Below are 12,033 nucleotides of genomic sequence, written 5' to 3'. Positions count from 1 at the left end.
CGGCCAGCCGCTATATACTACGGAGGGATATCCATGAAATACGAGTGGAAAAAACAAGAAAAAGCGTTCTATTTGCCCCCATCAGAACCTACGCTGATAACGGTGCCCGCTTATCCATACTTCATGCTGTCAGGTGAAGGCAATCCTAACAGTGAAGCGTTCGCTGAGGCGGTTGGAGTGCTGTATTCCCTATCTTATGCCATCAAGATGCTGCCCAAAAAAGGTCCGGCACCCGAAGGCTACCATGAATATAGCATCTTCCCCCTGGAAGGTGTATGGGATCTCAGTGAACAAGGACGCTTGAAGGCAGGACTCGACAAGGACGAGCTGGTCTACACCATAATGATCCGGCAGCCGGACTTTGTCACACCTGCCCTTGCTGCCGAAATTGTGGATAAGGTTAAGCGCACGAAGCCGCAGCCGTTACTGGATAGGGCCACCTTCGGGAGCTACGAAGACGGTCTTTGTGTACAAATGCTGCATTCGGGACCCTACGATAATGAGCCGGCGAGCTTCAGCAAGATGGAGCAATATTGCGCGCAGCAAGGACTTCGGCGGATCTCCAAGACCCACCGGGAAATATATCTCTCGGATGCCCGCAGAACGCAGCCGGAGAAGCTGAAGACTGTCCTGCGTTTTCTGGTTTCACGGGAGGAGTAGCAGCCTGGTATAAGAGCGTTCTCCGAAGGTTAGCTTCGCAGGCAGTCTCAGTGTCCGGAAGGTACCTTCCCTTCCGCTGAAGCATCCATTCTCTGGCGGCCCATGAAGCATGCCGCCAGCAGCGCCAGCAGGGCTGGTATGACAGCCCAGGCGAAAGTGGTAGTAATGGAGAAAGACAGACCCTTAGTAATTTTGTCCAGAATTTCCGGTTGAATCTGAGCCCGGGTCTCCGGGGACAGCAGCGCATGCGGGTCCTTAAAATTGAGTGGGCCGCCTGAGGGATCTCCTCCGCTCCACCACCCTATATCAGTTAACAGCTTCGAGCTTAGATAATGGCTTTGAATGATCCCGAAGGTCGTAATTCCAATGGTCATGCCGAGCGAACGGATAAAGTTCATGGTCGCGCTGGCCGAACCGCGCTGCTGCGGTGTCAGGCCATGGATCGCTGCTGTTCCGAGCACCGAGAAGGATGCCCCGACACCGAGTCCAATGAGGATCATGTACAGCGTCAGGAGGAGGCGCGAGGCATCCGGTGCAAGCGTTGCTACAAGTCCAGTACCCAGTACAAGCAGGGCCAGTGTCGGCACCATCAGGCTGCGGTAGCTGGTTTTGGCCATCAGGAAACCGCCAGTTGAGGCTGTGATGACCGAGGCAACCATCATCGGCAGCAGCACCAGCCCTGAATTCGTAGCCGATCCGCCAAGCACGCCTTGGATGAAGATGGGGATATAGACCGAGGCGGCGATAAAGGCCGCACCGCTGAATAAGGCGCACAGAATACTGGTGGCATACAGTCTTTGCCGAAACAGGGCAAAAGAAATAATAGGCTCCTTTGCCTTCGTCTCTGTGAACAGAAACAGCACCGTCAGGACGGCAAACGCTGCGAATAAGCCCAGAATCAGCCCGGAGCTCCAGGCGTATTCTTTGCCGCCCAGCTCCAGCGCGAACATTAAGCTGATCACTGCACCAAGCAGTGTTCCTGCACCCAGCCAGTCAATGGGCTGCTTCGAATGCTCCACCGATTCCCGGTAGAAGCCCACGACCATAACCAAAGCAACCAATCCCAGCGGCAAGTTGATGTAGAAGACCCACTGCCAGGCAATATGATCCGTAATATAAGCCCCAAGCAGGGGACCGAAGATACTGGAAAGACCGAACACCGCTCCAAAAGCGCCGCCAAGCTTACCGCGTGCCTCCAGCGGGACCGCATCGAACATAATGGCAAAGGCAATCGGCACCAGCGCGCCGCCACCTATTCCCTGAATGGCCCGGTAAGCAGCCAGTTGGGTAATTGTCTCCGCAGTACCACATAACGCCGAGCCGGCCATAAATACAATAATTCCAAAGATAAAAAACTTTTTGCGGCCGTACATATCCGACAGCTTGCCGAAAATGGGCATTCCCGCCATTTCGGCAACCAGGTACGCCGAGGTGACCCAGACAAATTTGTCCATCCCGCCCAGCTCGCCGACAATGTTGCCCATCGCCGTGGCGACAATCGTGCTGTCCATAGAAGCCATAAGTATACCTAACAGCAAACCGGCAATGACAATGCCCAGATTGGGTGTTTTTGAAGCTGAGCTCACAGGTTCCACTCCTTATCCCTTGATTCTAATGGATTACTTTACAGCTTCACTTGGTTCCTTACTGTAGCATTCCTATGAATGTCCAGAGAATCCCGGTATTCCACTATGTCAATTTCACAGCCGGTACCAATGACAACATTTCCGCCTCTGACTGTTCCTGCTGTCGTCCCCTGCAGTTCCACCTGATCTCCTTCGATCAGGCCCGCGGTAAACCGCAGACTTCCCGGATGTCCCGGACGAATCAGCTTCCCGCCAAGACTGCGTTTGATCTTGATGCTTCCGCCTCCGACTTCGGCTGCCCTGCTAGGACCGAACAGCGATATTTCCAATGTCTCTGCGCTTAGCACTCCTTGTACCTGGAGTGCACCGCTGATGTGCATGTCCTCTGCATCGCAATCGCCTGAGACGCTAAGATTTCCAGTGAATTTAATGCCCTCCACGTGAATACTTGCAGCCTTGATATCCCCTTGTCCACGCATGGATTCACCCTCAATACCACCCTTTACGGCACATTCACCAGTAAGCTTCATACTCTCCATAACCAGTCTGCCATTGACCTCGGTTTCGCCCATCAGCGTCATTTTCCGGCAATCCACATCACCATTAAATGTGCATTCCCCGGTCACCTTCACGTCCAGGAAGTATCCACCCGCTGAGGTTGAATTCCCCAGTACTTTCAGATTCGTCCGCTCTTCTGTTTCATTCACCGGTCTTCACCTCCATCCCTACTGTGGCTCCAGGGTGTACAGTTAATCCTTCACGGTATTCCACCCGGCCGATGCTGCAGCCTTCTCCGATAATAACTATAGCCCCTCTTACCACATCCGCTGTCGTATACTCCAAATCAATAAAATCACCATCTATTACACTCGTCTGAAGCTCTGCCCTGAGCTTTGGTATAACGCCACCCGCAAGCTTACTCCAGACCCCCGAGCCCGCCTTGCGGACTACCAGGCTCTTTACCCCTATCTTCTTCACTCGGGTCTGCCCTTGCAGCGCAAGCTCCACATGCTCTGCGCTAAGGAAGCCGCTGATGGTAAGTGAACCCTCAACCGTGAAATTCCGCAGCTCACAGTCTCCTTTGATACCGATGACCCCGCTCAATGTACAGTTTTCTCCTCGCAGGCCGCCATCCATTTTCAGGAGCCCGTCATGCTTCATCGTTCCCATCTGCAGGCCTCCGCCTACTTTGAGATCACCATTCGTCTCCATTTCATCTACGGTAAGGCTTCCCCCCAGCCTCATGAGGCCGTTCCCCTTGAAAGTTCGGGCGCGCACCGGACCGCCGATCCGGCTCACTCCCTCCAGATTAACATGATGGTATGTTCCTCCAGCTGCCCCGCCTATCCCGGCAATCACTAAATCTGCCGCCGTTGCCTGATCCATAACCTGACCCCCTCTAATGATTGACCGAATGCCTCATATCCCCATCCTGTACTTCCGATTGTATTCCACAACAATACAGCGGACCTCCGCCCTCAGGAGGATTTCCGCTCATTCTTCCAGACTATTCTATGGCCCCTTGCCAACAAAAAGGAGCAGACAGCTCCTTGGTAAGGATATGTCTGCTCCTGTTAGTTACGTATATTTATACGCCCATGTAATTGTGATTAGAGTTATTCCACTGTCTTCGCTTCCTCGGAAGCTACTGCAGCTGCCGGGGTATCCGAATCTGTATCAGCAGGTTCTTCCAGTGCTACCGGAGGTGCAATACGGATAATCAGCGTATCTTCGGGAGTGAGCACTTCCCAGCCCTCATGCTTCGGCAGGTCCGAGACCAGCAATTGGTCCCCAATGTCGAGGCCGGTGATATCCACTTCAAATGTTGCGGTCAGCTTGTCCGGCAAGGTGCGGATATCCAGTTCATACAGCTCTACCTGCTGAATACCGCCGTTCTTCACGCCTACAGGATCTCCGCTGAAGTGAAAAGCAACCTTGGTGACCAGTTCAGCCTTCATATCAATCTGGTGAAGATCCACATGCAGCAGCTTGCGGGACAACGGCTGGCGCTGCACTTCCTGGATCACCACGTTTTTGGAGCCGGAATCCGGGAGTTCTACCTTAAGGATGGCCCGGGGGTTTTTGCCGAGTATTTCGTTCAATGTCTTCGCATCTGCTGTAAAGGACTGGCTATCTGAACCTGCACCGTAGACGACAACCGGTACAAAGCCTTTGCTCCGCTGTGAAGAGGTCGAGCCGGATCTTTCAGTCAAACGTACTGTGGTATTCATGATATTCCTCCTAAAATTTTTTTAGCGCAACACCCGCGATTCAGCTTCGGAAAAACTGCCTCGGAAGCATACGCCAAGTTTTGTCAGCTTAGCTGCATTGAGTAGTTCTTGGCACAAAATAAAAAAAGACCCATTAGATATGCAGGTCTAATTAGTCTCTTATTAACCATATATGCCTACATTGGAATCAGTATAGCACTGCGTACCTGGCAAGTCAAAATAGGGTATTATTCAATTTTAATCCATTTTCATCTAAACTAAACCAAATGACATGCCACAAAATGTCCGCCTCCGGCGTCACGGAAAACAGGGGTTTGCGCCTTACAGACCTCCACGGCAAACGGGCAACGGGTATGAAATTTGCAGCCGGAAGGCGGATTCGCCGGACTTGGAATATCACCTTTCAGCACGATCCGTTCCCGTTTCAGTCTAGGAATCGGCACAGGCACTGCAGACAGCAACGCCTTAGTATACGGATGCAGCGGGCTGTGGAACAGCTCGTCCCGGGAAGCGGTCTCCACCATGGAACCAAGGTACATCACGCCGATCCGGGAGCATAAATGCTCGACCACACTCAGATCATGGGAGATGAACAAGTAGGCCATTCCCTTGCTTCTTTGCAGCTTGCTGAACAGATTGATAATCTGGGCCTGAATTGACACATCCAGCGCCGAAACCGGCTCGTCGGCAATGATCAGATCCGGGTTCAGAATGAGTGCCCGGGCGATGCCGATCCGCTGGCGCTGCCCTCCGGAGAATTCATGCGGGAAGCGGTCAATGTGGTAAGCGGACAAGCCGCAGGCATCGAGTGATTCCAGCACCAGCTCCCGCACCTCATGCCTGGAGCATAATCCATGGTCCAGCAGGGCTTCACCGATCGCATCACCCACCCGTACACGCGGATTAAGCGCGCTATAAGGGTCCTGGAAAATCAGCTGCATTTGTGGCCGAAGCAGACGAAGCTCTGCAGAGGAGAGGCTGTGGATATCCTGACCTTTGAACTTCACTTCACCCGCTGTCTTTTCGGTCAGACGCAGAATTGTCCGTCCTACTGTGCTTTTGCCGCTGCCTGATTCACCGACCAGTCCGAAGGTTTCACCAGGTTGAAGGGTAAGACTGATGTCATCCACGGCCTTCACCTGTCCGACCGTGCGGTTCAGCAGCCCTTCTGTAACCGGAAAATATTTTTTCAGATGATTAACTTCAAGTAATGCCTCAGACATGGACTTCCGCCTCCTCATACAGCCAGCAGGCTGCCTTCTGTCCGCCGTCCAGCTCCTTAAGCTGCGGCTGGCGGCTGCGGCAGACGGGCAGACACTGCTCGCAGCGGTCATGGAAATAACAGGAGGGCTCGAGCTCCAGCGGATTCGGCACCTGGCCCGGAATCGAATACAGCTCCTCCAAACGCTGACCCACCACCGGTTTGGATTTCAGCAGCCCCTTTGTATAGGGATGTTTGGGATTGTTGAACAGCTCCACGACTCCACCCTCTTCAACGACTTTGCCGGAATACATCACGATCACGTAATCGGCCATTTCGGCTACAACGCCGAGATCGTGGGTAATGAGCAGAATAGACATCCCTCCGCTTGCTTTAAATTCCCTCAGCATATCAAGAATCTGCGCCTGGATGGTCACATCAAGCGCTGTGGTCGGCTCATCGGCAATCAGCAGCTTCGGGTTACAGGAGATGGCAATGGCAATCATGATCCGCTGAAGCATGCCACCGCTTAATTCATGGGGATAGCTGTCAGCGATTTGATCCGGGCGCGCAATGCCAACTTGCGTGATCAGCTCTATGGCCCGGAGACGTGCTTGTTTCTTGTTCAGCTTCAGATGCACCATCAGCGGCTCCATGATCTGCTCCCCGATCTTCATCACGGGATTCAGCGATGACATTGGCTCCTGAAAGATCATGGCAATCTCATTGCCCCGGATCGCCCGCAGGGTATTCGGGTCCATCCCCAGCAAATCTTCACCCGCAAAATCGATCTTCCCTCCAGCCACCTTCCCGCCTGGCGCTTCCACAAGACCCATTATCGACATAGCGGTTACACTCTTGCCACAGCCGGATTCACCAACAATGCATACCGTTTCTCCTTCTCGGACCTGAAAGCTTACATGATCAACGGCAGCTACTTTCCCTTCTTCTGTATAGAAAACGGTACTGAGACCTTCTATATTCATTAAATGCTTCATCAGCAGCTGGCCACCTACCTTTTCTGTTTGGGATCAAGCACGTCTCTGAGGCCGTCACCAAATATATTAATGGCAATCACTGTGGCAAAAATGGACAGTCCAGGAGGAATCCACAGCCACGGATGATCCTGAAAATCAATCATATTGTTCGCTGCATCAATCATGTTGCCCCAGGTCGGCGTAGGCGGCATGACGCCCAGCCCGAAAAAGCTTAGCACTGATTCGCTTAATATCGCTCCGCCGATGTTGAGTGTAGCCATGACGATCAGCAGCGGAACTACATTCGGCAGCAGATGATGGAACAGCTTCCGGCTGTCCCGCAGGCCCAGCACTACCGCCGCCTGCATAAATTCGCGTTCCCGCAGGCTGAGCATTTGCCCCCGCACCATCCGGGCAAGTCCCGGCCAATTCACAATGCTGAGCATCAGCATGACGATATACATCCGGTAATCCGCCCTAACCTTCCATTCCGAGAGCAGCGCCCCGAAGATAAAAAGCAGCGGCAGACTGGGAATCGTCATCAGCAGATCGGCGATCCGCATAATCACCTGATCCGCGATACCGCGGTAATAACCGGCTATTGCTCCGAGCAGAGCGCCAATAAACACGGACAGCACCATTGAAGCCAAACCAACCGTGAGCGAAATCCGTCCGGCCTGCATCACCCGCGTGAGAATGTCCCTTCCAAGTGCATCTGTTCCCAGTAAATGCTGCAGATTGGGCGCCTTGTTCATCATGGTCATATTAATTTTGTTATCCGTATATGGTGAAAAGAACGGCCCGATGAAACATAAGACAAACATAAACACAACCACTCCAAAACCTGCAACCGCCAGCTTGTTCTTCATCAGCCTCTTCAGTGACTGTCTGAACAGTGAGGACTTCTGCCTCTGTACCCGTGATTCGTGCAGCCCGGTCATCCTGCTGTTAGCTTCCAAAATGGTATCCTCCTCCCTATAACCGGACGCGCGGATCGGCAACCCGGTACAAAATGTCCGAGAGCAGCGTTCCGATGACGGTCAGAATGGCAATAAACATGGTAAAGCCCATTAGCAGCGGATAATCACGGAGCCCGAAGGACTTCATATACAGCTGGCCGATCCCCGGCCAGTTGAAGATTTGCTCGATAATCAGCGAGCCGCCGAACAGTGCCGGGAGCTCGAAGCCGACTAGTGTAATCGCCGGCAGCAGAGCATTGCGCAGGGCATGGGTAAACAGCACCTTCCGCTCCTTCAGCCCTTTGGCCCGCGCTGTGCGGATATAATCCTGCTTCAGCACATCAATCATATTGCTGCGGAAGTAACGGGTTAGCGAGCCCAAGCCGAGCAAGGTCATCACCACAACCGGGAGTGCCATATGCCGCACCACTTCCTTCAGATATGCCAGCCCCGTGGCATTGCTGCCCGTTGTAATCATCCCGCCCGGCGGGAGCCACTTCAGATCCACAGCCAGAATCTTGATCAGGAATAAGCCGATAAAAAAGGACGGAAGCGACATTGCAGCAAAGATAGCCACCATCACCAGCGTATCGAACCAGGAATACTGCTTATAGGCCGAGATTACCCCCACAATGACCGCAATCACCCAAGTTAGAAAAGTGGACACGGCGGCCAGCAAAAAAGAATTCCAAATATAATCGTTGAACAACTGAAGCACCGGCTTCTGCTGGGCAAGCGAATACCCGAAATCCCCGTGAAAAGCATTGTTCATCCAGATGCCGTAGCGTTCAAGCATCGGCTTGTTGAGGCCGTAGATTTCCCGCAGTTCTGCCTTGCGTTCCGCAGTCAGCTTAATATTTCCTGTAATGAAATCCCCGGGTGTAGAGGCATAGAGACAGAAGATCAGCAGCGAGGCCGCAAACAGAATAACGAGCATGTACAGCAGTCTTTTCGTCAGATAGGTACTCATGACCCGCTCCTTATGGATCGTCCCCTGCCCATGACAGCTGAAGCAAGGGACGAATGTGTAATTATTTCAGCGTCCACTCCGGCAGGCTTCCGGCAAGCCCGATGAACGGGCTGACCGTCAGATTCTGGATGCGTCCATTGTAGGCATAGACTGTTTTTTTGTAGCTGGTGAACAGAATCGGCAGCTCATCATTGAAAAGCTGGTACAGCTCCTTGTATACGGCCTTGCGCTGTTCAATATCCGTTGTAGCAAGCGCTTTGTTGTACAGTTCAAGGAATTTCGGATTATCATAATCGGTGATTTCCCCGTCAAAGAACTGCATGAACCCGTCAGCCGGATCGGTCAGCATACTGGTCGAGAAGGATACCAGATCATAGTCTCCGCCTTCCACCTTGGACACCAGTGAGTTGAAGTCTGCAAAGACCTCCGGCTGGAATTCAATGCCAAGTGCTTCAAAATTCTCCTTGGCTACAGCGATGAAAATATCGGTGTTCTTGCTTTTGGAGCCGAGATAATGGATGGACAGCGGCTTGCCGCCTTTTTCGCGAATTCCATTTGCACCTACGGTCCAGCCGGCTGCATCCAGCAGTTGTTTGGCTTTTTCCGGATCATATTTGTAAGGATTAATGCCTTCCTCGGTATAGGCCCAGGAGATTGGCGAAGCCGGAATATTGGCAATGGCGCCTGCTCCCTGCTGGGCATCAACATAAATGCTCTGACGATCAAGCCCGTACATAATCGCCTGTCTGACCTCTTTATCCTTAAGCTGCTCATGCTTGAGGTTGACTTGCATGTAGCCATAAGTGCTTGGTGTATAAGGAATGATGTTCACAAATCCAAGTGCTTTCAGCTTCTCAATATTCTCTTCCGAGGCACTGAAAGAGGCATAATCAACCTCTCCGGTCTCCAGGAACTGCCAGACATCGCCTTCCGATGTTTTGTAGATGAAATGCTCCGTCTTAGGTTTGCCTTTGAAATAATTCTCATTGGCCGTAAGGCGCACTTCCTGCCCAGGCAGGAATTTCTCCAGCTTGTAAGGTCCGTCGCCAAGCGGGTGCTCATGCAGCTTCTTGATATAGTCCAGTTGGCCGAACTTATAGTCCTTGCCATAGTAAGCCTTGGACAGCACGTTAGAGCCGAGTGTCACCAGCGCCGTCGCATTCGGCTTCTCCAGTGTCACTGAGATCGTCTGCGGATCAATGACCTTGATGCCTTCGACTGTTTTGGCCGTGCCCTCTTTATAGGCTTTGCCGCCCTTCACATTCAGGGAAGGCAATGAGGAGCCGCCGTCATAGGCTTTGTCGTATTGAATCGTCCAGGTAAAGGCTACATCATCTGCTGTTAGCGGCGAACCATCGCTGAACTTCAAGTTTTTTCTTAAGTGGAAGGTGTATGTAAGCTGATCATCCGATACATCCCAGCTCTCGGCAAGCTCAGGCGTTGGGACCCCTTTGTCATCCACAGTTACCAGGGAAGCATACAGCAGGGAGGATACATTGCCGTCATAGCCGCTCTCCTGAAAATAAGGTGTAAATGCCCCGCTGGGATCCGTAAGGCCAACGATAATCGTATCTGTGCGGTTCTGGGCTACAGCCGGAAGCTTGGTTAAATCCGTTGCCGTAAAAGGTTCGCTTAGCGCACCCGCTGATACTGGCGCCGGGGATGCTGTCGCCTCCGTTCCAGCCGTCCCGCCCGAGTCAGCTGTTGCAGACGCCGGAGTATTCCCCGACGCTGTATTGCTGTTGTTATTGTCCGAGCAGGCCGCAAGCAGCATTGAACCTGTAATCAGCAGCGTGGACAATACAAGCGTACTTTTTCTCATAATAAATCATCTCTTTTCTCACCAAATTTTAATACTTATAATTCCTACCCACTAAGTATGTTTAAGACCGATAGTTCACATTATAGGAATTTATTGTGGTTCTGTAAAGAGAGAACTAAATATTTTTTCTTCACAAACAGAATTTATGCGAAAACCTGCAAAACAAAAAGCCAAAGCATTCTCTCCCCTAAGAGATCACTTTGACTTGGTGTAATACCGCTCAAACGGCGTTAAGTTTATTTTAAAAATTCGAACAGCTGCTCATTCATCCGGTGAATTCCTTCCAGACGCAGACTGTAGGCGGTAACGTTCTCCCCCTCGATATAGGCATTCAGCAGGCCCGCACAGCGCAGGCTGAAGATATGGTCATGCACAATCCCCTTGGAGATTCCGGCTTGCTTGGCGATTTCGGTAAAGGTTCTGCGTCCGCCGCCCAGCGACTGTAGAATCTTCAGACGGCTTTTTTCACCCAGACTGCGCAAAGTTCTGTACATAAAAGGTGAAATCTCTTCGTCTGTTACCGAGACTCTCGCCGCATAATGGCAAATTGTCAGTGGACCGAAGCTGTAAATAATATTGGCAGGCTGAAAATGGAACTGCGGGATCAGCACCAGCTTGCGCAATCCGTCCACCGGAAGAAAATAAAATCCGTTCGTTGTCCTGTTCACAAAATCAGAAACAGCACTCTTGTCCAGCTCCAGGCTTCGTTCGTCCGCGTGCTGACGCAGTCTGCCGCTGATCTCCGGACTGCAGTCCCTGAAATATTGCCTGTTCCACTCAGACAGCAGAAAATGCATCCGGCTGCGGAATTGATCCATTTGCACCGGGAACACGCTGACGTATTCTGCAAGTGTCTCGTACATCTCTCCTACCGGCAAATGCTGCAACCATTCCAGCACCTGATCTACGCTCTCCTTCACCGGACATTGGTGAATCAGCAAATTCAGCAGCTTCCAGTCATTACCGAGGTCTGTCTCGTCCAAAGCGGACAGCAGTTCCGGGCTAAGCCTGCCTGCCACATCAGCAGACCATGAGGCGCCCAGATCCATCTTCTTATTGGATTTCTTGCATATAAACGTATGTATACTGCATACCAGTTCAAAAACCGGCTCAAACTGAACCTCAACCTCATACTCCATGGCCATTCCCCCTGATGCAACTTCTATTCATCACAGCGTTAGTGTAATCTTATGGTATTTTACAGAGCATGCGCAAGTTATATAGATTATCTGACCCTTAGAGTTATATATGTGTAACCTAATTACATACATCTGCATGTCCATATCCTCGCTTTTTCCAGATCACGGTAGTAAAATATAGTCACAATAACCTGATTGGAGTGAAGAATATGGGACAGATTGAACAGGGAGAAGGACGTTTTTATATTGCTGGTGACGGTAAGGACCTTGCCGAGATTACATACAGAACGGAAGAGGCCACAGGGAATTGGGTGATTGACCACACCTTTGTCTCCGAAGATCTGCGAGGCCAAGGTGCCGGTGAGAAGCTAGTGCGTGCGGTTGTGGATAAAGCCCGCGCCGAACAGGTTAAGATTGTACCCCAGTGCCCTTATGCTGCACATCAATTCAAGAAACATGCGGAATACGGGGATGTTCTCAGCAGCTGA

12 protein-coding genes are annotated in these 12,033 nt (G+C 51.8%); 2 read left to right on the top strand and 10 right to left on the bottom strand.

Annotated features, from left to right (window positions below; all coding sequences use genetic code 11):
• Positions 1-33: 33 nt before the first annotated feature.
• Positions 34-660 carry a GyrI-like domain-containing protein gene (locus A3842_RS10690; protein ID WP_074101377.1) on the top strand — a complete coding sequence of 209 codons (627 nt, stop codon included), beginning with the start codon at positions 34-36 and terminating at the stop codon, positions 658-660.
• 47 nt (positions 661-707) lie between these two features.
• On the opposite strand, the gene A3842_RS10685 is transcribed toward A3842_RS10690, so the two are convergent.
• The 10 genes from A3842_RS10685 to A3842_RS10640 all read right to left on the bottom strand — a co-directional run bounded on the left by A3842_RS10685 (position 708) and on the right by A3842_RS10640 (position 11,545).
• Positions 708-2,180 carry an MDR family MFS transporter gene (locus A3842_RS10685; protein WP_083606839.1) on the bottom strand — a complete coding sequence of 491 codons (1,473 nt, stop codon included), beginning with the start codon at positions 2,178-2,180 and terminating at the stop codon, positions 708-710.
• A 104-nt stretch (positions 2,181-2,284) separates the two neighbouring features.
• A complete protein-coding gene (locus A3842_RS10680) occupies positions 2,285-2,953 on the bottom strand; it encodes a hypothetical protein (protein ID WP_074101375.1) in 669 nt (222 codons plus the stop codon).
• Positions 2,946-3,632, bottom strand: a complete 687-nt coding sequence (locus A3842_RS10675) for a hypothetical protein (RefSeq protein ID WP_074101372.1) — start codon at positions 3,630-3,632, stop codon at positions 2,946-2,948. Before A3842_RS10675 ends, A3842_RS10680 begins: the two co-directional genes overlap by 8 nt.
• A 230-nt stretch (positions 3,633-3,862) precedes the next feature.
• Positions 3,863-4,477, bottom strand: a complete 615-nt coding sequence (locus A3842_RS10670) for a 50S ribosomal protein L25 (protein WP_074101371.1) — start codon at positions 4,475-4,477, stop codon at positions 3,863-3,865.
• A gap of 257 nt (positions 4,478-4,734) precedes the next feature.
• Positions 4,735-5,700, bottom strand: coding sequence for an ABC transporter ATP-binding protein (locus tag A3842_RS10665; RefSeq protein WP_074087719.1), 966 nt, complete (start codon positions 5,698-5,700; stop codon positions 4,735-4,737).
• Positions 5,693-6,676: an ABC transporter ATP-binding protein gene (locus A3842_RS10660; RefSeq protein WP_074101369.1), complete on the bottom strand. Its 984-nt coding sequence runs from the start codon at positions 6,674-6,676 to the stop codon at positions 5,693-5,695. The genes A3842_RS10665 and A3842_RS10660 overlap by 8 nt, the downstream gene beginning before the upstream one ends.
• Before the next feature lie 14 nt (positions 6,677-6,690).
• A complete protein-coding gene (gene opp4C, locus A3842_RS10655; RefSeq protein WP_074101425.1) occupies positions 6,691-7,596 on the bottom strand; it encodes an oligopeptide ABC transporter permease in 906 nt (301 codons plus the stop codon).
• A gap of 34 nt (positions 7,597-7,630) precedes the next feature.
• Positions 7,631-8,584 carry an ABC transporter permease gene (locus A3842_RS10650; RefSeq protein ID WP_074087715.1) on the bottom strand — a complete coding sequence of 318 codons (954 nt, stop codon included), beginning with the start codon at positions 8,582-8,584 and terminating at the stop codon, positions 7,631-7,633.
• A gap of 61 nt (positions 8,585-8,645) precedes the next feature.
• Complete coding sequence (locus A3842_RS10645; RefSeq protein ID WP_074101367.1) at positions 8,646-10,406, bottom strand: ABC transporter substrate-binding protein; 1,761 nt, start codon at positions 10,404-10,406, stop codon at positions 8,646-8,648.
• A 236-nt stretch (positions 10,407-10,642) separates the two neighbouring features.
• Complete coding sequence (locus tag A3842_RS10640; protein ID WP_074101366.1) at positions 10,643-11,545, bottom strand: ArsR/SmtB family transcription factor; 903 nt, start codon at positions 11,543-11,545, stop codon at positions 10,643-10,645.
• Positions 11,546-11,754: 209 nt separating this feature from the next.
• Between A3842_RS10640 and A3842_RS10635 the strand changes: the two genes are divergently transcribed.
• The gene (locus A3842_RS10635) at positions 11,755-12,033 is read left to right on the top strand and encodes a GNAT family N-acetyltransferase (protein WP_074101364.1); all 279 of its coding nucleotides are present in this window, start codon (positions 11,755-11,757) and stop codon (positions 12,031-12,033) included.

It is taken from the genome of Paenibacillus sp. P3E (assembly GCF_001909045.1).
Taxonomy (GTDB): Bacteria; Bacillota; Bacilli; order Paenibacillales; family Paenibacillaceae; genus Paenibacillus_AQ; species Paenibacillus_AQ helianthi.
This window is presented reverse-complemented; position numbering and strand designations above follow the sequence as displayed.

Bases quoted from the DNA above. Each gene is read 5' to 3' on its own strand.
- A3842_RS10690 (WP_074101377.1), top strand. From the start codon at position 34: ATGAAATACGAGTGGAAAAAACAAGAAAAAGCGTTCTATTTGCCCCCA.
- A3842_RS10685 (WP_083606839.1), bottom strand. From the start codon at position 2,180: ATGGCTTCTATGGACAGCACGATTGTCGCCACGGCGATGGGCAACATT.
- A3842_RS10675 (WP_074101372.1), bottom strand. From the start codon at position 3,632: ATGGATCAGGCAACGGCGGCAGATTTAGTGATTGCCGGGATAGGCGGG.
- A3842_RS10670 (WP_074101371.1), bottom strand. From the start codon at position 4,477: ATGAATACCACAGTACGTTTGACTGAAAGATCCGGCTCGACCTCTTCA.
- A3842_RS10665 (WP_074087719.1), bottom strand. From the start codon at position 5,700: ATGTCTGAGGCATTACTTGAAGTTAATCATCTGAAAAAATATTTTCCG.
- A3842_RS10660 (WP_074101369.1), bottom strand. From the start codon at position 6,676: ATGAAGCATTTAATGAATATAGAAGGTCTCAGTACCGTTTTCTATACA.
- opp4C (WP_074101425.1), bottom strand. From the start codon at position 7,596: ATGACCGGGCTGCACGAATCACGGGTACAGAGGCAGAAGTCCTCACTG.
- A3842_RS10650 (WP_074087715.1), bottom strand. From the start codon at position 8,584: ATGAGTACCTATCTGACGAAAAGACTGCTGTACATGCTCGTTATTCTG.
- A3842_RS10645 (WP_074101367.1), bottom strand. From the start codon at position 10,406: ATGAGAAAAAGTACGCTTGTATTGTCCACGCTGCTGATTACAGGTTCA.
- A3842_RS10640 (WP_074101366.1), bottom strand. From the start codon at position 11,545: ATGGAGTATGAGGTTGAGGTTCAGTTTGAGCCGGTTTTTGAACTGGTA.
- A3842_RS10635 (WP_074101364.1), top strand. From the start codon at position 11,755: ATGGGACAGATTGAACAGGGAGAAGGACGTTTTTATATTGCTGGTGAC.